Genomic DNA, 22,591 nt, shown 5'->3' on the forward strand with positions numbered 1-22,591 from the left:
TTCACGCCAGGTCGATGACGGCGGTCTTCACCCCGATGTCTTCGACGTCGGCGATCTTCCCGGAGAGCTCCGCGACCTCACCTAACGCCGCAGGAATGCTGGTCTGCCAGGTCACCCGGTGGTTGCTGACCGTGCGGCCGGTGACAGCCCACGTGCCCTTCGCGTACGGCAGTTCGACGGTCTCCTCAATGCGGATCTTCTCTCCGGTGAGCTTCTTGCCAGCGCGGCCGAGCGCGTTGGGGGAGTAGGGCTCCTCGGCGGCGGGGAATTCGTCGACGCCGTTCTCCAGCTGCGCGCGGTTGATCTCGGTTTGGTCCACGCCGCGATACTGGCTGTGCGCCTTCACGGTGCAGGTCATGGTGATGTCGTCGAGCTCAGATTCAACGTGTAGTCGAGTTCCGGCCTGGCCTCTGGGTCCCTCTCGACTGGTTTCGGAGGCGTTGACCCACGGTGTCGACACGACGCGTCGCCCGTCGTACACGTAGCCAGCGCTACCGGAGTTGCTGGACGCTTTGACGATTGGCGTCGGCGAGCCGCAGCAGGACCGCGGTGAGATCTTGGAGTTGCGTCACGCTCAAGCCGGAAAGGGCCCCGTCGGTGGCTCGCAGAACAGGCTGCCAAGTTGCGCGTCTCTGGTCGGCAAGGTGATCGGAGGTCTGGACGTGATAGCTGCGTCGATCCTCACGTTCACTGGAACGTGTGATGTATCCAGCGCATTCGAGGCGGTCAAGAACCTTGGTGATCGCTGCCCGACTAAGTCCACTTGCCTGGGCAAGCTGTCCGGGTTGCATCGTCCCCTTGCGCTCGAGGATTTCGAGGCAGCGCAGATCGTTGCGTGTGATGCCGTAGCGTTCGGCCGCGGCGTCAAGGAGCGCCTCGGTCGCCGAATGCAACTGCCGAGTGGCCGCCTGTGCATCGGCTACGGCGTCAGCGCGAGCGGTTGACCCATGTGCTTCACTACGGATACTATTCACGCCGTGAATCATACTCCTCAGTTTGGATCCCGAAGTCGCACTGCCCCGGCCCGGCGCCAGTCTGCCTGGTCGGTGGTCGGCGCTCTGGCCTACGTGGTTTGGGGATTGCTGCACCTTGGCCTTGGGATCTCGATGGTGGTCGATGCAGCAACGCAGGGACGGCCGATCGATGCGCTGGAAGCTGAGAGCCTGATGTTCTTCGTCTGCGCCGCCACCTTCGGTGCTCAGGCCATTGCTGTTGGTTGGTTCCTGAACAGGTTCAATGATCGATTCGGCTACTGGCTCAACCTGATCGCTCTCGGCTTGATCGACATCGTCTTCGTGTTCGTTATGGTCATTCCCGGTCACGTCGATCCTGCGGGCGGCCTCTCGGGCCCCCTTGTCTGGGCTATTGCCGCAGTGGCTTCAACCCTTGCGATGCGTAACTCTCGGCGCGGCTGAGTCCATGTTGGGCAGTTGGCGCGATGCGCGGAGTCTCTTGAGCACGGAGCTCTCCAGACGGTTCTCTGTGCCGTAACTTGGTCGCCGGACCCGAAGGGCTGGAACGACCCGGTCTTCCACACGTTCTCATGGCCGTCGGCGTCGCGCCTCGTGATGACCGTATACGGCTCGTCACCGTACGGGTAGCCGTATCGGGGCCGTGTGGACTCGTGCACGTTCGTGATCGTCACGGGGACCGCGCGTATCCCGGGTCTTCACGTCAGCGGCGAACCTGCGCGCAGCGATCGTGGCGCGGTCCCGAGCGGCTTGCGCCTTGGCGGCCGCGCGCTCCAGACGGCGGTTCGCCAGCTCCGCGTTTTGCTCGGCCCGCTCCACCGCCCAGGTGGACATCCGCATCGACGGCCCGGACCGTTCGTCCCCTCCCCGACGTGAACGATCGCGGTGGGGTCGTCGACGGACACGTCGGCCTTGGAGCGAGGGACAGTGCCGAACTCGCCCTTGTAGCCGGACTCACCGGTGTCTCGTTTCCGCACGATGGGCGCCATGTCGGTTCCTCCCGTAGATGGATGCTCACCGGAGGAAGTGGGCGAAGCACCGTCGTGACGGGACGCGACTTGTCCGGGGTCAGAAGTCGAACTCGTCGCCGGACTCCTCCGGCTCGGCGGGGGACTCCTCGCTGTTCGTGTCGCCGGTCTTGGGCTCCTCGGCCTTGGTCTTGGCCTTCCTCGCGGGCTTGGGCGAGGCGGGTTCCTCGACCTCGATCGACTCCGGCTGCTCGTCGTCGTGCTCTCGGGCGTCCTCGATGTCGTCGACCTCGTCGTCAGCCTCCCCGAGGTCTCGGCGGATCAGGGCGATCACCGCATCCAGTCGTTCGATCTGCTCCTCGATCTCCTCGCGCTGGATAGCCAGGCGGTCCAGCCGCATCCGCGCCGCTTCCTCCCGCCCCTCGGTCTCGGTCGTGCCCGCGACGATCCGGGTCGGGCAGGGGTAGGGCACGCGGACGCTCTCGGCGCAGTAGGCCAGGTCCTCGCCCTGCCCGGCGGCCTGGTCCAGAGCCTCCAGTCGCAGCCGCGTGCACTCGTCACAGGTGACGTCGACGTCGTAGCCGTTCTCGTGGGCGACCAGGTGCGGGCCGTGCAGCTTGCGGACGGACTCGATCAGCGAAGCCATGGGGTCGTTCTCCTCCTGCGGGTAAGGGCCTGGACGGGGATAGTGGGCGAGGCCTGCGTGTGGCGGGACGGCGTCGGGGGCGCATCAGGTCAGGGCAGGATCGTGGCGACGGCCGCGACGGCGACGTACAGGCTCAGCACGGCGCACAGGGCCCATTCCCGGGCGCTTCCGGCGTTGCCGAGGATCGGCACGGCCACATCCCCGTCCGCCTGCCACAGCGGCGAGGAGGAGCGCTCGGAAGGTTTCAGCACCAGCGGCCAGGTGGGGAAGGGGATCCCGTCGGTGGTGACCAGGTCGCCGAGTAGATGCACCAGCGCCCCCAGCCCGATCGCCGCCGGCAGCCACACCGACGTGGCCGGGGCCGCGACACCGACCAACAGCCCCGCCCCGATCCCGATCAGCCAGGGCCGCAGCGCGCCGGAGACGAGCTTCAACGCCCGCACCGCGAAAGCGCACAGCACCGCCACGACGACCACCGCCCCGATCTGCACCGGGCCGACGACAGGGACGCGGAAACTCCACCCCAGGCCGGCGACCACGGCCCCCAGCGCGGTGAAGACGGCGACAGCCAGCAGGGTGTGGGTGGCGCCGCGGTGCCCGGTCGCCGAGGAGATCGCGGAGCTGGCCAGCCTGGAGACGGCCCCGGCCGAGCGGGCGATCGTGGCGCTGGGGTGGTCGATGTCCGGCAGCAGTGCCGCCCCGGTGGCGACCACGGTCCCGGCCAGTACCTCCGGTCCGGTTAGGTCCAGGACCCCGGCGCCGAGAGCTCGGTCGCCGATCGTAGCGGAGCCGGTCAAGGCCAGCCAGGCCGCCGCCCCGCTGATCGCATGGTGTCCGCCCATCACGGTGATCGCCCTCCAGCCTGGCCGGGATCTCCGGCCTCACCCGCGCAAGTGGGCGCACGGCGGCTGCGGCGGGACGAGTCACCGGTGCGACGGGGCGGAGTGCAGCTTCCCGGCCCGCAGAAGGTCCAGGCGGGCGGCCAGGAGCTGGTCGAGCTCGGCGTCGCTGCGACGGTCTCGCACGTGCTCCCAGTGGGTCTTCCGCGGCGGGAGCTTCGAGGCCACGGGCAGGCCGAGCAGCTCGACGCCCTCGTCGGGTTCGATGGTGCATTCGGCGCCGGTGCGGCAGCGGCGGCAGGGCCACAGCTGCGGGATCGGTGCTTGCGCGTGCAGCTTCGCGGTGGTGGTGATCTCGCACTGGCCGCACAGGTACTCGACGATGCGGGGTGCCAGCGGGACGACCCGGTCGGGGTCCTCGGTGGTCACCGATCGGTGCGGCATCGTCCCGGTCAGCGTCGCGGTCGGCATCAGGACCACACCACCAGGTCGTCGTGCTCGAGCACCTCGATGATGCCCAGGCCCTGCAGCGAGTCGAGCATCGCGACGTCGTCGATGGGGTCGATCCAGGCGATGTTGCCGACGGGTCGGTCCCGGTCGGTGTAGGGGGCGAACAGGGCCGTCACCAGTACCAGCGGCACCTTGTGCTCCCACCTCACGCCGGGGTCGGCGGTCTCCCGTCCTGCCAGCAGTGCGGTCCAGGTGTTCTCGTCGGTGGTCTCGTCGAGGTCGTGGTTCTGGACGGCGGCGGCCACGAGCGATTCCTGCACGGCGGTGGCGATGATGATCGCGTGCTCCAGCCGCATCAGGAACAACAGCTCCGGATCGGACTCGTCGAGGTAGTCGTCGCCGATGATGACGGCCAGCAGCTCATCGTTGCGGTCCGCGCGCACTTCCCGGTCCCCGATGCGGAGAGCGAAGGCTCCCGCGGCCGAGTCGGTGGCGAGGTCCGTGAGGGGGATGCTCATGGGTGCTCCCTTGATCGGTGGGTGTAGGGCGTGCACCGGATCAAGTGGGCGGGAGATTTCAACGTGGTCGATGAGGGGCGGGGAGCGGCCGCCGAGAGCCGCTCCCCGCTGGGCAGGACTGCCCTACACCCCTGCCCAATGGGGAAGTGGGCGGCGCACCCCGTCCCCGGTCGTCAGCCGCTCTTTCGGGCCGCTCGGGCAGCGGCCGCAGCACCGGTCAGCTCGGTGCCGTCGTCGGAGTAGACCCGATCGGATTCTGCCTTCGGCACGCGGCGCCCGTTCCACGGATCGTCATCGCCGAGTTGTCCGGGGCCGTGGTCGAGGTCGTCCATGCCGGTGTGCTCGGCGATCTCAGCACGAGTCGGCTCCGGGCGCGTAGTACGGCGCAGATGCGTGGCGTCATCGAGCCGGGCGGCGAACTGCTCGGGGGTGGCGAAGTAGCCCTTGAACACCTGCGAGGGCTGCCCCTCGGTCTCGGACACACCGACGCCCTTGGACACCCCGGCGGTAGTGGCGACGTTAGCGGGCACCTCGGCGACCGCATCGGGGGCGGCGAACGCGTTGGCGCGCTGGTTGTCGGAGGCGTTGGGGCCCATCAGAAACTGGTTGCCGCAGGCGGCCTTCAGCGCCGTCGACACCCCGGTCTTGGTGCTGTCCACCTGGGTGGAGACGAACACGTGCACGCCGACGAACCGCATCTCGAGCGCGATCTTCTGGATGAAGGTGGCGATCATGTCCTTGTAGCCGTTGGTTGTCTCGGCCTCGATGCGCATCGGGTGGTCCTTTGGCCAACGTGCGCTAGGCAAGCGAGGACAGCGCTTCGCCCCGGTCGGTGGACAGGTGCGCTACAGCGGGACAGACGTCGCGGACTGAAGCGAGGGAGACCTCGACACGGTCTACTAAGGGTGGTTGCGGGCAGGCATCGTACAAAGGGCGGGTGAGTTGATGTTCTGTTGGAATGAGGTCTTCCATCAGCGCACACCCTTCGCATGCCGGGTACTCATCGCCTCAGGCTCCGCAGCATTCCCCTCCCGTCTCCAGACGACGATGACGAGGGCGAGGACGAAGAGAGCCGGAATGAGTAGGTGAGGCCCACCCGCTCCGGCGGTCCGGGCGACGCTGAAGTCTCCCCCTCCTGCGAGAAGGGTATTGAGAACGGCGGTGAAGGTGTTGTTCGCGACGTGGAAGGCGATCGGGGCCTCAAGCCCCCTGCTGCGGATCGCCATCACCGCGGTGGCCAGACCGAGGAAGACGTGATGGGCGAACAACCAGGGGTCCGTTGCGAGGTGCGTGGTCGCGAAAGCTAGGCTCGAGACGATCACGCCGAGAGCCAGGGCGATCCGTTCTGGACGCACCCAGGAGGCGACGGCTGGCATCACCGCGCCCCGAAACATGAGCTCCTCCGACACCGCAGCCAGGGGGGTGGTTAGCACGATGACCACGAGGAGCGCCATCGTCGTCCCGGTGAACCCGACGCCGACCCATGGGGTTTGTTCGGGAGCAAGAAGTGCCAGTGCTGCGTTGGCGAGGATTGTGACCCCGAGCGCCCACAGCAGATAAACAGCGAGCCGGCGCTGGTCGAACGCCCGAGGGGCGCTGAGGATTGATCGCCAGGGCACCTTCGCCCACCAGCAGATCAGTGGGACGGTGAGCACGCCGGTGATTCCCATGCTGAGGTTCACTGCAAGCAACTGCAGCGGGCCGACGGCCTCTGTCTGGCCGCTCCCGTGATCGATGAGACCCACGATGGCGAACAGAGCGATCTGGAGAATGATCATCACCAACGGGGGAACCACGATGATGACCAGCGGTTTCCACCAGGTCAGGGAAAGATGCGCGCCGAAGCGCCGGGGCGTGGTGCGGACGGGGTGAAAGCTCACGGGCTTCTTCCTGGGGTCGGGAGTCGGGGGCACTGTGCTGGTCAGTTGCCAGCTGCGTCGAGCAGCCAGTGGTAGCGCAGACGCAGTGCGCGCTCCGTGCTCGCGGCTGCTGTCGTGATCGCGAGCGTGATGGTCAGCCACAACGGCAGGCGGACGAGCGGCTCGACCGGCCCGATTCGCTCGGCGACCGGGGGAATCTGCAGGACCGGTACGGCGATCTGCTGCAGCAGCAACGCCACGCCCACGAGGAGCGCGACGATAGAGACGGCCCCGACCACGCGGCTGAGCCCTGGTCTACGGTGCTCGAAGCGGGCACGCCGGCCCTCCGCGGAGCGGGGATCGGGCGTGAGCTGATGCGTCGTGCCTTCGGCGGTGACGTAGTGGCAGCGCTTGAGGCCGAAGGCGCTGGTGGCGACCTCGATCGTCCCGCCCTCGACAGGGAACAGCGCGGGCGCCCTCGATGTCGCGTGCTGCCGGTCGTTCCAGTAGAGGTGCACTATGACGTATCCGTTTTCATCAGTCTTCCACTGCCGCACATCGACCGTGTACCGCGCCGGACCGTCGCTGGCGAAGAGGTCCAGGTGCATCAGAGACCGGCTCAGAAGCTGCCATACCCGGAACCGACGCAGCGGACTGCCGTCGCCGGGAGTAATGCGCTTGACCGCCCTACGGCGTCTCCATCGCTGGAACATCAGAGATGTCTCCTCTGTACTCGACACGAAACCAACACGCTGTGCTAGTCGGGTTGTCGGCACGCTAGCACGCTGTTCTAGTACGCTGTATTAGACGAAAGGTGGGTGTGTGGTCGAGCGACCAGAGATGAGCACGCGCGAGCGGATCCTTGCTGCGGCGGCCGCCATCATCCGAGAGGACGGGGTGGCCGCACGGCTCAGCGTGCGCGCGGTCGCGACGCGCGCCGAGGTGAGCACCGGTTCGCTGCGCCATCATTTCCCCACCCAGCAGGTGCTGCGGGACGCGGTCATGCAGCGTGTCTATGACTGGATGCTCCCCGACAGCAGCATCGGCGACACCTCCATCCCCGCCCGGGATCGGCTCGTCCACTCCCTGCGCAAGGTGCTCGACATGTCCGGGACCAGCGCTGAGGCTCGCCGGTCGATGACCCTGCTCATGGAGGCGTTCGTGACGGTGGAGCAGACGGAGCCGATCCGTGAGGCCTATCTCGCGATCCAGCGCGACGGCCAACGCCGGATGGAGAGATGGCTGGAGAGGCTCGCCGACGAGGTCGACTCTCTGCCGGTCGCAGAGATACCGCGACGAGCGCGCTACTTGGGCACCGTCCTCAACGGCCTGGCACTGGAACGCGCCTTGCCCGCCGCGGATTCCCTGGCACAGAGAGAGTCGGAGGCACTGTACGCCGCGGCGGACATGGCCCTCGCTCCTCGGTGGATGCCAGGCGCAGGTGCCGTGCCCTACTCGGCCACGGAGTGAACGGCACCGCGCGGCCGTGGACCAGCCGCGCCCGACCGTGATGAGTTCGCGCCGACATCCCCGGGCATCGAGGCGCTCAGTGATCAGCGCTTGGCGTGAGGACATCGATTCTCGGTCTGCCAGACGATCAGCACTGCGATGGCCTCAGCGAGGAGGAATAGGAGCAGGTAGGGTCCGGCGGATCCGGCGCCACGCTCCTGGCCGATCCCGCCACCGCCCGCGAAGAGCGCGCCGATCCCCATCGCGAAGACGTTGTTCATGACGTGGAAGGCGATGGGAGCCTCGAGGCCCCGTCCGAGCAGGGCCATGAGCGCGCAGCTCACCCCGAGGCCGAGATAGTTCAGGATCATCCACGGGTCAGCGCTCGTGTGCAGGACGGTGAACAGCGTGCTCGAGCCGATGATGCCGACGATCACGGCGGGACGGACCGCTCGGATCCATGAGGCATAGGAGGCAGTGACCACGCCGCGGAAGACGACCTCCTCGGCAGCGGCCTGTAAAGGAGTCGTCAGCAACACCATGGCGAGCAGCGCCACCGTGGTACCGGTGACGGCGAACAGCGATAGCGGCGAGGGGTGGATCAGCTGGAGGGCGAGGTTCGTGGTCACCATGAGAACCGCGAACACCCCGAGGTAGGCACCCAGGCGGCTCCATCGAACGTCACCCGTGGTCCGGAGAGCGGACCGCCAGGGCACCCGTGCCGCCTTTGACAGCGCGAACAGGGTCAGGGGAGCCAGGAGGATGATCGACAGGTCCTTTGCCAGGTACGTCAGCGGCGTGAGCGAGGAGTCGGCGGGGTCTTTGCCGAGCAGACGGATCTCCACCACGGCGGCGGCACCGAGGAGCAGCACCTGCAGGAGATAGGTGGCCGCGACGACGACCACCGTCAGGAGCACTGGGACCCACCAGTCCATCTCCAGATGCGCACCGAAGGGCTGGCGTGGTGCACGAGGCGTGGAGGTCGCCCAGTCGTCGGTGCTCGGATGCGGATGTGTGGTCATGTGTCTCCTTATGGTTCGCGGGTGCGATAGAGCTGAGCCGAGGTGAGGACAGATATCTGTGCACCGACCGCTCCGGTGGCGACCAAGAGTCCGACGAGGCCGAGCACGGTCCCGCGAAGCACGGCGAAGGACACGCTGCGGATGACAGGACCGCACGGGGCGCCCTCAGGTTGTCGAGTCTTGCGGCGTGGTCGGTCATCGACCCTGTTCAGGTCAGCGGCGGGTGGGGGACGAGCTCGTCGCGGGTGTAGCGGGCCGCTGGCGAACGGTGTGCGGGGGCGCCCTCCTCCGAGGCCGGCCCGGGCAGCAAGAGCCCCTCGGCGATCGGCGTGCGGGGGCCGAACTGGACCAGACAGATCCAGGTGTCCCCGCCGATGGCTGGCCAGGCCCCCTCGGCGGGGAGGATCTCGAGGCACTTGAACAGGCCGAAGTAGGTGGGTCCTCCGCTGGCCGGAGCGTCGTCGGGGTCGGTCCCGATTCGGGCGACCCGGCCGTAGGGAGCGTCGAACGGCCTGCCCAGCTCGGTCATCCGATGTGCCGCGCGGCGGAGGGCCTCGGCGGCCGCGGCCGGGTCGCGCAGTCCCCTCGGGAGCCCGCCAGCCTCGAGGGAAGGCGTCAACCGGCTGTCGTCCATGACGACGTCGCCGACCGGGAAGTGATCGTGTGCCCACAAGTGAAACAGCAGGTATCCGCGGCTGCCCGCATCGGCGCGACGGTCCCAGGCGCGCAGGACGTCCGCGGCCTCAGTAAGGTCTGCGATGCCGGTGCAGGCGTCGAGGAGGTCGTCGAGGACGATGTCGGCCAGGTGGGTCCAGGTGCCCCATTTCAGGTCCAGCAGATCGTGGGGCGAGATCGGTCCGGGGCGATCCAGGGCGGCCCGGGAGAGCGGGGACCGGATGTCGCGGAGTTGGTCGGGAGCGGGCGCGATGCCGTCGGGATGCTGCGCCGGGTCCAGCGGCGGGTCGCAGAACCACCATGGCGTCTCGTTGACGTTCTGGACCCAGCCGCAGTCCGGATTCACGACCCGGGGCAGGCTCTGTGGAGAGTTCAGGTGGGTCCAGAGCTGTCCGGGGTCGTCGCCGGGCAGCCGTCGCCGGGAGTCGTCGAAGGCCCCACCGGGGCGAGCCGGGGTGGCACCGCAGAAGGCGGCACCGATCGACCCGCTCGAATCCGCCGCGAGGATGTTGAACATCGGCAGCGGCCACTGCTCCTGCACGTCGAAGAGCTCCTCGACGGTCTCGGCGAGGGACATCCGCCACCAGCACTCGAGCGCGGTCGTCACCGGCTGGTGCAGCACGCCGGCGACCCGGATGGCGACCGGCGTGCCGTCGGGAGCGTCGATGACCGGGCCGTGCACGCTCCGTCGCTCCGTCACGGCCACCGGGTCGTCGGCGCGGACCGCCACAAGGTGCTCCCGCATCTCGAACGGGACGGGAACGCCGTCGTGCAGATAGTGATCGTCGGAAACCTCGAGCTCGTACACCCACAGCTGCGGGAGCGGATTCACGGTATGGGTCCACCCCACGTGCTCCGTGTACGCGAAGGACTGCCAGGGAAACCCGATCGGTGTCGCACCGTGGCAGTTGCGGTCCGGGGAGAGGGTCCGCGCCTCGAACATCCGGTACGGGGCGATCCACGGGATATGCGGGTTGATCAGCAGCAGCGCCTCACCCTTCGAGGACTTCTCCGCGCTGACAGCCCACGCGCTCGATCCACCGCCCAGGAGACCAGGACCGCCAGCCGCCGGGAAGGCCAGCCCCTGGTCCCAAAAGCGCGCGAACCCGAAGAACAGCGCAAAGGTGTGGGCGATGACATCACGCGGGCCCACCGGTAGCGCCTCGCGACGGTCACCGCCCAGTGAAGGATCCTCGTTGCACGCGTCGTTGACGCCGTCGCAGAATGACTGCAGGCGTGTGCGCGTCCCCGTCTGCTGCTCCTGCCACCAGGTGTCCACGGCGGCGTCGAGACCGAGCTGCGCGTGCTGGAGGTCGCCCTCGAGGAACTCCTCGCCCCACAGGGCGGCAGCACGTCCTCGGGCGATCCCGTAGAGCTCCAGTATCGCGGTGGCATGGGTGAGGGCCTGCGCGTAGCCGAAGCCCCGGCACGCCTCCCATTCGTCCTCGGCGGTGATTGTCGCCGTCCCGTGCTCGTCCCAGCTGATGTCCATGTTCGCTCCTTCTCGTCAGTCGTGCCGTTCCGCGCGGGAGATCACCCCAGGTGGGTCGCGAAGTGCTCTGCGATCGCCTGCTGAAGGCGGATCTGGTTCTCCGGGTTGGCGAAGCCGTGCCCCTCGTCGTCGGCCAACAGGTACTGGGCCGTGACGCCGCGCTCGCGCAGCGAGGCGACGATGGTGTCGGACTCCTCGCGCGGGACCCTGGCGTCGTTCGCGCCGTGGGCGATCAGCAGGGGAGTGGTGATCCGGTCGACGTGGGTGAGCGGAGAGCGGGCACGCATGTCCTCCTCCTGCACCGGGTCCTCGGGATCGCCGACGTAGGTGAGCCAGTTGCTGCGCAGATAGGGGCGGCTGACTGGGGGCAGGCTCCGGATGAAGCTCGCCAGGTCGGCGATGCCGACGATGTCCACGGCCGCGGCGAAGCGCTCGGGGGTGAATGCCGCACCGACCAGGGCGGCGTAGCCGCCGTAGGAGGAACCCAATATTCCCACGCGCTCCGGTTCGGCGATTCCCTGCGCGATCGCCCAGTCCACCGCGTCCAGCAGGTCCTCGTGCATTGCCCCGGCGAACTCTCCGATCCCCGCGCGGGTGTGCCTGCGCCCGTACCCGGAGGAGCCGCGGAAGTTCACCTGCAGTACTGCATACCCGCGACTGGCGAGGAACTGAGCCTGCGGGCTGTACCCCCAGCTGTCATGCACCCAGGGCCCGCCGTGGACCTCGAGCACGAGCGGCAGCCCCTGGGGCGGGATCCCGGGCGGGAGCGTGAGGAACGCGTGCAGGGCCAGACCGTCCCGGGCGGTCAGTTCGACCGGCTCCATCGGGGCGAGGTCTGCGGGATCCAGATGCGGGTAGGGGCGGAACAGGCGGCGGCTCTCGCCGGTGGTGCGGTCGTGGAACCAGGCGACGTGCGGGTCGCGGTCGCTGAGGAAGGTTGCGACCCAGCGCTGCCCCGATACGTCCGAGGACAAGGAGCCGAGGACTCCGTCGGACAGCTCGGCGAGCACGGCGTGGACCTCGGCGAATTCCGGGTCGACGATCTCGATGCGCGGACGGGGACCGGTGAAGCGGGCGGCGAGGATCGCTCCGGTGCGGCGGTCGGTGAACAGCGTCGGCGGCAGCACACCCGGGGCCAGCACGCTGAGGATGTCGAGGTTCCAGCCCTCCACCCCAGCGAGCACGCTCACCTCTGCACTCTCGCGTTCAATCCGCACCAGCTGCAGGTCATCGCCGTCTAGATAGCTGCCGAGTACGAGCCCGGTGCCGTCCGGTGTTGATTGCTGGATCTCCACCCCCATCGGATGGTCCGCGCCCGAGATCAGGATCAGCTCACGGAGCTCCCCGGTGACGGGGTCGATCGCCGAGAACTCGGTGTCTCCGTCCTCCGTGACTCGGGCGAGGAATGCAGCCTCTCCGTTACCGTCCAGAAGCAGGTTCTGCGCCGGCTCTGACTGCTCGTGATGGAGGGTGCTCTCACCGGTGGAGACATCGATCAAGTAGGTGTCCAGGAAGGCGGGCCGACGATTCATGGTCGCGAGCACGCACCCTGGCCGGGAGCGCAGCATCTCCGCTGCGAACACCCGCGATCCCGGCGGCATCGGTGTGAGGTCGACGGCCGGGGCGTCCGGGGAGTGCAGATCGACGCGGTACAGGTGCCAGTCCTCGTTACCGTCGGTGTCCTGGAGGTACAGCAGCCAGGGCGGGTCCTCAGTGAAGAAGTAGGTCGAGATCCCGCGCCTGGCGTCATGGGTGATGCAGCGCGCGTCCTCGTGCTCCTCGTCGATTCCGCGCACCCAGATGTTGCGCCTCCCGTGGGCGGGGGCGAGGTAGGCGATCAAGGTGCCGTCCGGGGAGATCGTGGGGGAGGTGAAGGCGGGATCGGCAAAGAGCTCCTCGGCCTCGAGACGTCGCTTGGTCTTTATGGTGCTGTTCACGAACAGTGCTCCTGAGGATCAGTGGTGAGTACGCCACTATCCGAAACCGTGCCCTTGGGGCACAGTCAAGAACGCGCTGTCGCTTCTCGTCCCGGTCGTCGATGATGGGTACATGCTGATCCCCCCGAGAGACCGCTGATGGCCTGGAGCACGAGCCAGCTTGCCGACCTGGCAGGGACGACCGTGAAGACGTTGCGGCACTATCACGCAGTAGGGCTGCTCGAGGAGCCCGGACGAGCGACGAACGGATACAAGCAGTACGGCACGCCCCACCTGGTGCGGCTACTGCAGATCAAGCGGCTGCGGGAGCTGGGGATGTCTCTCGCCGACATCGCGAAAGCTGGGGAGTCCGACGACAGCTACGCCGAAGTCCTGCGCGGGCTCGATACTCAGTTGGCCGACTCCATCTCACGACAGCAGGCCGTCCGCGCCGAGCTGGGCATTCTGCTGGCCCTCCGGACTGGGGTCGACGTTCCTGCCGGCTTCGAATCGGTGGCGGGGAGTCTCACGCCGGCGGACCGGGCGATGATGATGATTAGCACTGCGCTGTACGACGAGCAGGGCATTCGGGACCTGCGCCTCATCACGGCCGATCACCAGGAAGCGGACGAGGTGTTCAACTCCTTGGCAGCCGATGCGGACGGAGACACCGTACGTGCCGTCGCCGCGAAGCTTGCACCGGTGCTGCGCACCATTCATGACCGCTACCCCAGCACGGTGAATGCACCCGTCGCAGCGGGGAACCGTGAGGGCGAATCGAGGCGGGCCCTTCGTCAGGCCGTGACCGACCTCTACAACCCTGCTCAGGTCGAGGTCCTTCGCCAGGCATACCGCCTTGCACTCCAGGATGCCGAGCGGGCGGGCCCGACACCTGGCTGAAGGCGGTCGTGACGCAGGCCGGGGCTGTTGATCCCCGCTTCCTGCGCCGGCCCACATCACGCCCCGGAGTTCTTCGCGGCACGGGCGGCCGCGGCAGCACCGGTGAGTTCGGTGCCGTCCTCGGAGTAGACCCGATCGGATTCCGCCTTCGGCACGCGTCGTCCGTTCCACGGGTCGTCGCCTGCGAGTTGGCCGGGGCTGTGGTCGAGGTCGTCCATGCCGGTGTGTTCGGCGACCTCGGCCCGGGTCGGCTCCGGGCGGGTGGTGCGGCGCAGCCGCGGGGACGCCTCGAGGCCGGCGGCGAACTGGTCGGGGGTGGCGAAGTAGCCCTTGAACACCCGCGATGGTTGGCCCTCGGTCTCGGACACCCCGACGCCCTTGGACACCCCCGCAGTGGTCGCCACGTTGGCGGGCACGTCGGCGACGGCGTCTGGGGCGGCGAACGCGTTGGCGCGCTGGTTGTCGGAGGCGTTGGGGCCCATCAGGAACCGGTTGCCGCAGGCGGCCTTCAGCGCCGTCGACACCCCGGTCTTGGTGTTGCCCAGCTGGGTGGAGACGAATACGTGCACGCCGACGAACCGCATCTCCAACGCGATCTTCTGGATGAAGGTGGCGATCATGTCCTTGTAGCCGTTGGTGGCCTCGGCCTCGATGCGCATCGGGTGGTCCTTCGGCAGTGCCTTGGGGACCCGCTCTTCGGTCATCAGCCCGGTGTACTCATCGGCGATCAGCACCAGCGGCCGGAAGGTGGGGTCGTCGGTGACGTTGAACCAGTTGTTGATCCCGCGCTTCTTCAAGGCGGCGGCGCGGCGCTTGCCCTCGGCGTAGACCATCGAGCAGGTCGCGACCATCGCCTGGTAGGACTCACAGCCCCAGCCGCCGTCGCGGACGTACGGCTTGATCCATTCGAAGTCGACGCCCTTGTCCGGGGTGTCCACGATCGCGAGCTCGGCGCCGGCGTGGATCATCCAGTAGGCGAAGGCGTTGATGTTCACGGACTTGCCGGACATCGGCAGGCCCTGCAGCAGCGTGTGAGAGGCGCTGGTGAGGTCCAGGCAGTACTCCGGCCCCGTGTCCTGTCCGGGGCTGGCGAGGGACCGTCCCAGCGGGATCTTGGCCCAGGCGGTGTCGGCGGGGGAGGTGAACTCGGGGATGGCCCGCTCGAACGGGAACGGGATCAGCGCCTGGAATGTCGGCGGCTCGGCCGGGATGATCTCGGCGGCCAGCGTCTTGGGGTCGATGTCGACGTACCAGCCGGGTGCCCCGACGACGCTCTCGGCGACCTCGGTGAGCTTGTCGTCGTGCTTGGAGGGCATGTACGTCTTGGGCAGCTCCAGCGAGTATCCGCCGTCGGGGCGGGCCGATGTCTGGACGAGCCAGGGCTTGACGGACAGGGCGTTGGCCACAGCCCCGCGGCAGCGGATCACGTCCTCGGAGATCTGTTCGAGCACGGCGTTGTTCAGGTGTGGTTCGAAGCGGGTCATGGTGTAGCCGGGGTGCTGGTTCTCCAGCCGCACCGCCTCCCGGTCCCCGTCGGAGGGCTTCGCCCCGGTGCGCAAGCTGGCGATCAGCCGGGTGGTGCCCCGCTCGGCGGCGACTTCGGTCACGGCCCGGCTGCGCTCGAGGGTGACCGTCTCGGTGTCGGGGTCGAACCCGACCACGCGGAACCCGGTGCCGGCGGCTTCGGAGATCTTCTTCTCGACCGCGGCGACGTGCGCGTCGTTGTGCGGGTCGAACCCGGGGACCTTGTGCCGGGTGCGCTGGACATGCGTCGAGGTCTCGCTCACGCGTGTTCCTCCGTCGCATTCTCGTCGGGCTCGAAGCTGGCGATCACTTCGGACAGGACCGGCTCGTAGGCCAGCCACAGCCCCTGGGCGATCTCCGAGACCTGCGGGATGATCTCGGCGACCAGGCGGGCGCCGTCGGCTCCGGGACGATCGGCCTGGCGATGGAGGTGGGCCAGCAGTGCGGAGACCTCGTCCTGGGAGGTGAAGCGGGTGCGGGCCACGGCCAGCAGCGAGGAGACCGCACGGGCCGGGTCGGAGGTCCCCAGCGCGGACAGGTCGCCCTCGGTGACGAGTTCGCACAGGGCGACGGTGTCGATCGCGGACAGCGCCATGGAGGCCTTGTCGAAGCTTTCCACGAGTGCCAGGGCGGCGATGGAGGCCCAGTCGGAGTCCTCGTCGGCCTCGGGCACGGACACGCCCGACAGGTCGATGGCGTCGAGGTCTGCGTCGTCGGCGCCGGCCCACCACGCGGCGATGCGGTCCTGGGTCGCGGGATCGTCGGCGTCGAGGTCGTACAGGGCGAGCACGTCCAGCCATCCTCCGGATTCGACGTCGTACAGCCCCGAGCCCCACATCTCGAAGGCGATCCGCAGCGCCCAGGCGTCATCGCTCTCACACGTGGTGGCCCCGTCGCCGGTGTCGACGTCGAGTCGCTGACGCAGCGGTTCGGGCAGCCACATGAACGGGTACCGCAGGGCGTCGGGTCTGACCCCGGGGGCTCCGCGCAGCGGTGCGCCGTCGAGGTAGCGCGGCAGCGGGAACGCCACGGCGGGGGAGGTGAGGATCCGTTCGTCGTCCAGTCCGAGCATGTCGCGGGCCAGGCCGATCCGCAGCACCTGGGCCACGGTGCGTTCGGGAAGGGTCGGGCTCTCTCCGGGCTGGAGCAGGTAGCGGGCTCGTCGGGTGTGCATCGGGTCCTCCGGTGTTGAGCGGTCTCTTCACCGGGGACATATGCGAAGGAGGCCGACCCGGTCGCGGCTCGGGGCGTCCGTTCCGTGGTCCCACCCTGGGTGGGAGCATCGTCCGTGCAGGTCACGGCGGATTTCCGGTTCTTAGTCCCCACAGTCCCAACATGCTCCGCCCCCTGCTCCACCCATCGAACCTGCTGGTCAGAGCCCAGATACCCCCACTACATACATACATACCTATGACTCTCTAGATTAATAGATATATATATATGGGGGTACCCCCACATGTATGTATCTCCACTTCCCCTATATGTGTACTGTGCACCGTCGGGATGTACGGAATGAGGGTATGCGGGCTCTGACCGGCGACGATGAACCCTCATCCGCGTCGGGGTGGGGTGGGAGCAGGGTGGGAACGCGCTCTGACCTGCACCGATGATGTTGGGACCGCAAGCAGTCGTCGCCACGGCCCGCCGGAGAAATCAATATCAACGCCCCACACGTATGCACACGCACCGTACGGGATGTACGGAATGGCGGTATATGGGGTCTGACCAGCGACGATGAAGCCTCATCCGCGTCGGGATGTGGTGGGAGCAGGGTGGGAACGCGCTCTGACCTGCACCGATGTTGTTGGGACCGCAAGCAGTCGTCGCCACGGCCCGCCGGAGAAATCAATATCAACGCCCCACACGTATGCACACGCACCGTACGGGATGCACGGAATGAGGGTATATGGGGTCTGACCAGCGACGATGAAGCCTCATCCGCGTCGGGATGGGGTGGGAGCAGGGTGGGAACCCGTCGTGACCTGCACCGATGATGTTGGGACCGCAAGCGTGAGGAAGAGCGTTGACAGCATGGCGACGGCCACAGCCAGCCCGTGTCCCGCGAGAGCGATCCTCCGCCCACTGTCTCGCCGTGCACGGTCACCTCTGGCGGAAAGGGGTCTTGGTGAGCAGCGCTAGGTTCGTCCACCTCCACACCCACTCGGAGTACTCCGACTTCGACGGCCTGTCCTCGGTGCGGCGTCTGGTCGACGCGGCGTCGGCGGACGATCAAGGGGCGGTTGCGATCACCGATCACGGGCGGCTGGCCTCCCTGGCCGCGCTGCGGACCGCCTGCGAGAAGGTCGGGGACGTCAAGCCGATCCCCGGCATCGAGGCGTACATCGTGGTGGCCGGGACCCGGCACGAGCCGGGCACCATCGAGGTCGCCGCCGACTCCGACGATCTCGACGCCGAGGGCTCCGCCTCCCACGGGACCCAGGCGCGGACCAAGACGAAGAAGTACGAGCACCTGACGATCCTGGCCCGCACCCGCCAGGGCCTGGTGAACCTGATCGAGATGTCCAACGTCTCCCAGGAGACCAAGTCCGGCACGCACCCGCTGATCGACTACGAGCTGCTGGCCCGCTACGGCGAAGGGCTGATCGTGCTGACCGGCTGCATCGGGGGACCGGTGGCCGGGCCCCTGTCACGCATCACCGGCGAGGACCCCGAGGCCGACGCCGCCGAGCGGGCCCGCGCCCAGTCCAACCTCGAGGCGCTGATCAACGCGGTCGGCCGCGAGAACGTGTACGTCGAGCTCGCCGACCACGGACAGGCCGCCCAGGAATGCGCGCTGGCGGGCCTGTACGAGATCGCCGAGCGCAACGATCTGCCGGCAGTGGTCGCCAACGATTCCCACTACGTCGCCGAAGACGAGCAGACCGTGCATGAGGCCCATATGGCGCTGGGGCAGAAGCGCACCGTGACCAGCGAGAACCGTTACCGGTTCGCCGGAGAGGGCCAGTTCTTCCGCACCGGCGCCCAGATGCGCGCCCTCCGCCCCGACGACCCGCGGTGGCAGGCCGGCTGCGACGAAACGGTGGCCATCGCCGAGCGGATCGAGGACGATCTGTTCCCCGAACCGAGGCTGCGGGTGCCGTCCTTCCCGATCCCCGCCGAGTACCGGCGCCGCTACGAGGCCGGGGACGTGAAGCACTACCCGGTGCCGTCTGTCGCCGCCGAGGGCACGAGGGCGCTCACGTTCTCCTATTTCATGCACCGCGTCCATGCCGGCGCCACGACGCGGTGGGGCGAGGCTCTGCCGGATGAGCACGCCGCGCGGATCAAGTTCGAGCTGTCGGTCATCTGCCGCCTCGGGGTGATGGACTACTTCCTGCTGGTCGCGGACCTGATTGCCTGGGCCCGCTCCGACTGGACCGCCGGGGACTGGATCGCCCGCCACGACACCGGCGAGGTGCCCGAGCAGCGCGAGCGCAAGCAGCCGATCAGCGTCGGCCCGGGGCGCGGCTCCGCCCCCGGATCCGCCATTTCCTACGCCTTTCAGATCGTCGGCGTGGACCCGATCGAGGGCGGGCTGCTGTTCGAGCGGTTCCTGGACCTCGAGCGCACCGAGATGCCCGACATCGACGTCGACTTCGAGCGGGAACGGCGCGAGGAGGTGATCGAGTACCTCTCGGTCCGCTACGGCCACGACAACGTGTGCCAGCTGGGCATGCACGGCACCAACAAGACCAAGCGCGCCCTCGACTCCGCCGGACGCTACCTCGAGATCCCCGTGACCGCCGTGGCCGAGGTGAAAAAGTCCCTGCCCGCCGACAGCGAGAACCTCTCGCTGCTGCTGGATCCCGACCCGCCCGACACGGCGTCGATGAGCGCCAAGGATGCCGCCGCGGCGCTCGAACGGCACGCCTCCGGCCAGGCCCTGCGCGACCACGTCGACTCGGCCGACGAGCAGATCCAGCAGATGGTCCGGTACGCGGCCGTGCTCGAAGGCGTGGTCGTCTCTCCCGGCAAGCATCCCTGCGGCGTCGTCGTCGCCGACCAGAACCTGATGCCGCTGGTGCCGATGCGGCTGGACAAGGGCGAATGGGTCACCGAATGGGACGGAGGGGCGATCGCCGACTTCGGGCTGTTGAAGATGGACGTGCTGGGACTGCGCAACCTCGACATCGCCCAAGCCGCCCACGACAACGCCCTCGCCGAGCACGGCGACGAGGTCGACTTCGACCTGACGACCCTGCGCCTGGACGGGCCGCGCGCCGAGGCGACCTGGGAGCTGCTGGGCCGCGGCGATTCCACCGGCGTGTTCCAGCTGGAATCCGAGGGGATGCGGGAACTGCTGACCACCGCCCGGCCGCGCACGCTCGATGACCTGGCCGCGCTGATCGCCGCCTACCGGCCCGGGCCGATGAGCGCCGGGATGCACACCGATTGGGCCCAGCGCGCCGGCGGCCACGCACCCGTCTCCTACGACGCGCTCACGAACGATCCCGCCGAGCAGGAGGTCATCGCCTCGGTGCTGGACCCCTCCCAGGGCGTGATCCTGTTCCAGGAGCAGATGATGCGCCTGGGCAAGATCGTCGGGAAGTTCGACGCCGCACGCGCCAACAACCTCCGCCGGGCGATCTCGAAGAAGAAGCAGGAGCTGATCGACTCGCTGCGGGCCGACTTCATCACCGGAGCCCAGAGAGAGGGCGTCGGCGAGGACGGCGTCACGCCCATCCCCGCATTCTCGAAGGCCACTGCGGAGCGACTGTGGACCGCGTTCGAGGGGTCGGGTAGTTACGCTTTCAATAAGTGCATTCGGGCCTGTACCGAGCTGCGTACCGCGAACCGGACGTGGACGGTGGGGGAGCTGTACGAGAAGATCCACGGCACCGGCCACTACGACAGGTGGGTGTGCGCCTGCGGCAAGGATAAAGCCCCTGGTCGGCGAGTCTGCACCACCTGCGAGTCGTGGGTAAAGAAGTTCCATCGCGACGCACCTTCCGATAAGGCGAATCGGGGCGGGTTCAGAGTGCTTGCGTACGACTTCACCGACGGCCGCATTCGCCCCAAGCGCGTCAGGGACGTCCACTTCAACGGGGCCCGCGAAATCCTCGAGATCTCCACGGACTCGGGGCGCAAGATCGGGGTGACTGCAAACCACCGGCTCATGGGCGCCGACCGCGCCTGGATCGAGGCGGGGATGCTCAAGGTCGGCGATGAGCTGACCATGCACGGTGGCTTCGAACAGCAGCACTTCTCCGAGTTCCGGACAACGACAGGGTCACGGCGTGCTGGCGGGCAGGTCTACGCACCGGGAGCCGACAACGCCGGTTACGTCGATGGCGGCTTCGCCCGCCTGAAGGCCTGGACCACGGCCACCGCCGCGACGGCGACCTGCGAGCGTCCAGGTGAGCACCAGGGACGCCTCGAACGGGCGCACCTGGACGGGAACCGGACGCACAATGATCCGTCGAACCTCGAGTGGATGTGCGTGCGACACCACAAGATGCACGACTACCGTCACAACGGGCGCAAGCGACAGTGGGGCGTCGGGCACGCGGCGGTCGTCGAGACGATCACCGCGATCCGCGTCCTACCGCCGGAGCCGGTCTACGACCTCGAGATGGACGATGCCGGGCACAACTTCATCGCCGACGGGTTCGTCTCCCACAACTCCCACACCACGGCGTACGGGGTGATCGCCTACCAGACCGCCTACCTGAAGGCGAACTGGCCGGCCGAGTTCGGGGCCGCCGTGCTGCGGTTCACCGACTCCGGCACCGACAAGGCGCACCTGCGGGTGGCGACCATCCGATCGCTGCGCGGTGAGGGCATCGAGGTGATGGCCCCGGACATCAACACCTCCGACGAGCACACCGTCGCCCGGTCAGGGAAGGTGTGGCTCGGGCTGGGCGAGATCAAGGGCGTCGGGTCGATCGCCTCCGAGATCGTCGCCGAGCGCACCCGGTCCGGTGCCTATTCGTCGATGGCCGATGTCGCCACCCGCGTTCACGTGCCCGCCACCGGTGAGGGCGGCAAGCGCAAGTCGGTCACCAGTGCCCAGCTGTCGGCGCTGGCGCAGGCCGGGGCGTTCGATTCCTTCGGCGGGTTCCGGCTCGGGCATGTGATCGCCTCCCGCGCCGTGGCCAAGGATCCGGACGTGCGGGTCCCGGACATGGAGTACTCGGTCCTGGAGAAGGCGGCACGGCAACGCGGGGCGATCCTGGCCGTGACCGGTACCCACCCCACCAAGGCGCTGTCGCGGCAGATCGCCGCCTTGTACCAGCGGGGCCCGGACGATGACGCCGCCGCGAAGCCGCCGCGGGGCCTGCACAATCTGCCCGGCGAGGACGGGGCGCGGGTCCATACCGGCGGGGTCGTCTCTGCGTTCACGGAACGGCTGACCCGCAAGGGCACGTGGATGGTCACGCTGGAGCTGGAGAACTCCCACTCCTCGATCGGCTGCGTCGGGTTCGCCGATGTCCACGCCGACCTCAAGGAGATCGGGATGCCGGGGCCCGGTGATCTGGTCGAGATCCACGGGCGGGTGCGGCTGCGCGAGGTGGAGCGCGAGGTGGTCGACGAGACCACGGGTGAGACCAGTACCGAGACGTCTGTCGAGCATTCGATCTTCCTGTCCGGCCTGGAGTACATGGATGTCGATGACCCGGACCGGGACGCCGATGGGGACCCGGAGCTGGCCGTGGGGCGGATGCTCGCCGACGGCATCGCGGCTCCTGCGTCGCCTCCAAGCCGTCCCGGGGGAGCGGAGACCGACAGCAGCCCCGACCGCACTGGCGGGCTGGGGGAGGAGGAGCTCGAACCACTCACCTCCCCGTCCGGCGGCACCGGCGGAAAGGCACCGCAGCCTCCCGGCCGCCCACATGCCGTCACCTCCCCCGAGCGCGGGCGTGCCACAGCGACCGCTCACGCGCCCTCGGCAGGGGGCGACGGTGTCGAGGTCGCCGACCTGGCCGAGGTGGCCTCCAGCACGCCGTGGGCACGCCTGGCCACGATGCTGGCCGACGCCACCGGCGAGGAGTTCGAACTGGCGGCCCCGCGCCCCGCGAAGCTTGCCTCTGGAGGGGTCGGCTCCGTCATGCGGCTGGAGACCGCACACGGCGGCGTGAAGTCACCCCCGACGCTGCGGGGGCGCCTGGCCGATCTAGCCGCCGCCGGACGCCTGCCGGTGCTGATCTCCACCCCGAGACTGCGCTGTGTCGTCATCGACCCCCGCACCTGGCGCGACCAACTGCAGGCGATGACAGATGCGATCCATTCCGGCGCCATCGACCCGGCCACGACCAGCATCGATGCCCCAGCGGCGTCGCCTGCCCGCGCGAGCTGACCGCTCCTGTCCCACGACAGGGCAGCCCCGCCCACTTGTCGGGTACGCGGGAGATGCCCGCCGCG

General features: G+C 68.3%; 18 protein-coding genes. 4 read left to right on the top strand and 14 right to left on the bottom strand.

The genetic code is table 11. The features are described 5' to 3' along the window. Position 1: 1 nt before the first annotated feature. Both BH708_RS02695 and BH708_RS02700 read right to left on the bottom strand, forming a co-directional pair. Complete coding sequence (locus tag BH708_RS02695; RefSeq protein ID WP_076806405.1) at positions 2-358, bottom strand: hypothetical protein; 357 nt, start codon at positions 356-358, stop codon at positions 2-4. Between the two features lie 133 nt (positions 359-491). Further along, entirely contained in the window at positions 492-974 is a 483-nt protein-coding gene (locus BH708_RS02700; protein WP_172805729.1) for a MarR family winged helix-turn-helix transcriptional regulator, read from the bottom strand. Between the two features lie 72 nt (positions 975-1,046). Here BH708_RS02700 and BH708_RS02705 point away from each other — a divergent pair, with 72 nt between their 5' ends. Continuing rightward, positions 1,047-1,415: a hypothetical protein gene (locus BH708_RS02705; RefSeq protein ID WP_253705451.1), complete on the top strand. Its 369-nt coding sequence runs from the start codon at positions 1,047-1,049 to the stop codon at positions 1,413-1,415. 624 nt (positions 1,416-2,039) lie between these two features. Here the strand turns inward: BH708_RS02705 and BH708_RS02710 are convergent. The 7 genes from BH708_RS02710 to BH708_RS02740 form a co-directional block, all read right to left on the bottom strand. After that, positions 2,040-2,585 carry a hypothetical protein gene (locus BH708_RS02710; protein WP_076806409.1) on the bottom strand — a complete coding sequence of 182 codons (546 nt, stop codon included), beginning with the start codon at positions 2,583-2,585 and terminating at the stop codon, positions 2,040-2,042. An 89-nt stretch (positions 2,586-2,674) separates the two neighbouring features. Continuing rightward, a complete protein-coding gene (locus tag BH708_RS02715; protein WP_083713229.1) occupies positions 2,675-3,427 on the bottom strand; it encodes a metal-dependent hydrolase in 753 nt (250 codons plus the stop codon). 81 nt (positions 3,428-3,508) lie between these two features. Further along, entirely contained in the window at positions 3,509-3,895 is a 387-nt protein-coding gene (locus BH708_RS02720) for an RNA polymerase-binding protein RbpA (protein WP_157235683.1), read from the bottom strand. Beyond that, complete coding sequence (locus tag BH708_RS02725; protein WP_076806415.1) at positions 3,895-4,392, bottom strand: hypothetical protein; 498 nt, start codon at positions 4,390-4,392, stop codon at positions 3,895-3,897. The genes BH708_RS02720 and BH708_RS02725 overlap by 1 nt, the downstream gene beginning before the upstream one ends. A gap of 173 nt (positions 4,393-4,565) precedes the next feature. Further along, positions 4,566-5,165 (bottom strand): hypothetical protein, encoded by a 600-nt coding sequence (locus BH708_RS02730; RefSeq protein WP_076806417.1) that lies wholly within the window; start codon positions 5,163-5,165, stop codon positions 4,566-4,568. A gap of 198 nt (positions 5,166-5,363) precedes the next feature. After that, the gene (locus tag BH708_RS02735; protein WP_253705452.1) at positions 5,364-6,272 is read right to left on the bottom strand and encodes a CPBP family intramembrane glutamic endopeptidase; all 909 of its coding nucleotides are present in this window, start codon (positions 6,270-6,272) and stop codon (positions 5,364-5,366) included. 41 nt (positions 6,273-6,313) lie between these two features. Continuing rightward, positions 6,314-6,859 carry a hypothetical protein gene (locus BH708_RS02740; protein ID WP_253705453.1) on the bottom strand — a complete coding sequence of 182 codons (546 nt, stop codon included), beginning with the start codon at positions 6,857-6,859 and terminating at the stop codon, positions 6,314-6,316. Positions 6,860-7,073: 214 nt separating this feature from the next. Here BH708_RS02740 and BH708_RS02745 point away from each other — a divergent pair, with 214 nt between their 5' ends. Then, positions 7,074-7,721, top strand: coding sequence for a TetR family transcriptional regulator (locus BH708_RS02745; protein ID WP_253705454.1), 648 nt, complete (start codon positions 7,074-7,076; stop codon positions 7,719-7,721). An 83-nt stretch (positions 7,722-7,804) separates the two neighbouring features. On the opposite strand, the gene BH708_RS02750 is transcribed toward BH708_RS02745, so the two are convergent. The 3 genes from BH708_RS02750 to BH708_RS02760 all read right to left on the bottom strand — a co-directional run bounded on the left by BH708_RS02750 (position 7,805) and on the right by BH708_RS02760 (position 12,826). Further along, the gene (locus tag BH708_RS02750) at positions 7,805-8,722 is read right to left on the bottom strand and encodes a CPBP family intramembrane glutamic endopeptidase (protein WP_083713230.1); all 918 of its coding nucleotides are present in this window, start codon (positions 8,720-8,722) and stop codon (positions 7,805-7,807) included. 208 nt (positions 8,723-8,930) lie between these two features. Further along, on the bottom strand, positions 8,931-10,889 hold the full coding sequence (locus BH708_RS02755; RefSeq protein ID WP_076806422.1) for a penicillin acylase family protein: 1,959 nt from the start codon (positions 10,887-10,889) through the stop codon (positions 8,931-8,933). Between the two features lie 41 nt (positions 10,890-10,930). Next, positions 10,931-12,826: a S9 family peptidase gene (locus BH708_RS02760; protein ID WP_216639496.1), complete on the bottom strand. Its 1,896-nt coding sequence runs from the start codon at positions 12,824-12,826 to the stop codon at positions 10,931-10,933. A gap of 138 nt (positions 12,827-12,964) precedes the next feature. Here BH708_RS02760 and BH708_RS02765 point away from each other — a divergent pair, with 138 nt between their 5' ends. Further along, on the top strand, positions 12,965-13,705 hold the full coding sequence (locus tag BH708_RS02765) for a MerR family transcriptional regulator (protein ID WP_076806424.1): 741 nt from the start codon (positions 12,965-12,967) through the stop codon (positions 13,703-13,705). A 56-nt stretch (positions 13,706-13,761) separates the two neighbouring features. Here the strand turns inward: BH708_RS02765 and BH708_RS02770 are convergent, their stop codons facing one another. After that, positions 13,762-15,492 (bottom strand): hypothetical protein, encoded by a 1,731-nt coding sequence (locus tag BH708_RS02770; protein WP_076806426.1) that lies wholly within the window; start codon positions 15,490-15,492, stop codon positions 13,762-13,764. Further along, the gene (locus tag BH708_RS02775) at positions 15,489-16,403 is read right to left on the bottom strand and encodes a hypothetical protein (RefSeq protein WP_076806428.1); all 915 of its coding nucleotides are present in this window, start codon (positions 16,401-16,403) and stop codon (positions 15,489-15,491) included. Before BH708_RS02775 ends, BH708_RS02770 begins: the two co-directional genes overlap by 4 nt. A gap of 951 nt (positions 16,404-17,354) precedes the next feature. Between BH708_RS02775 and BH708_RS02780 the strand changes: the two genes are divergently transcribed. After that, on the top strand, positions 17,355-22,526 hold the full coding sequence (locus tag BH708_RS02780; protein WP_076806430.1) for a PHP domain-containing protein: 5,172 nt from the start codon (positions 17,355-17,357) through the stop codon (positions 22,524-22,526). Positions 22,527-22,591 lie beyond the last annotated feature (65 nt).

This window comes from Brachybacterium sp. P6-10-X1 (genome assembly GCF_001969445.1).
In the GTDB taxonomy this organism is placed as follows: Bacteria; Actinomycetota; Actinomycetes; order Actinomycetales; family Dermabacteraceae; genus Brachybacterium.

Bases quoted from the DNA above. Each gene is read 5' to 3' on its own strand.
- BH708_RS02765 (WP_076806424.1), top strand. From the start codon at position 12,965: ATGGCCTGGAGCACGAGCCAGCTTGCCGACCTGGCAGGGACGACCGTG.
- BH708_RS02775 (WP_076806428.1), bottom strand. From the start codon at position 16,403: ATGCACACCCGACGAGCCCGCTACCTGCTCCAGCCCGGAGAGAGCCCG.
- BH708_RS02730 (WP_076806417.1), bottom strand. From the start codon at position 5,165: ATGCGCATCGAGGCCGAGACAACCAACGGCTACAAGGACATGATCGCC.
- BH708_RS02740 (WP_253705453.1), bottom strand. From the start codon at position 6,859: ATGCACCTGGACCTCTTCGCCAGCGACGGTCCGGCGCGGTACACGGTC.
- BH708_RS02695 (WP_076806405.1), bottom strand. From the start codon at position 358: ATGACCTGCACCGTGAAGGCGCACAGCCAGTATCGCGGCGTGGACCAA.
- BH708_RS02720 (WP_157235683.1), bottom strand. From the start codon at position 3,895: ATGCCGACCGCGACGCTGACCGGGACGATGCCGCACCGATCGGTGACC.
- BH708_RS02715 (WP_083713229.1), bottom strand. From the start codon at position 3,427: ATGGGCGGACACCATGCGATCAGCGGGGCGGCGGCCTGGCTGGCCTTG.
- BH708_RS02750 (WP_083713230.1), bottom strand. From the start codon at position 8,722: ATGACCACACATCCGCATCCGAGCACCGACGACTGGGCGACCTCCACG.
- BH708_RS02710 (WP_076806409.1), bottom strand. From the start codon at position 2,585: ATGGCTTCGCTGATCGAGTCCGTCCGCAAGCTGCACGGCCCGCACCTG.
- BH708_RS02755 (WP_076806422.1), bottom strand. From the start codon at position 10,889: ATGGACATCAGCTGGGACGAGCACGGGACGGCGACAATCACCGCCGAG.
- BH708_RS02725 (WP_076806415.1), bottom strand. From the start codon at position 4,392: ATGAGCATCCCCCTCACGGACCTCGCCACCGACTCGGCCGCGGGAGCC.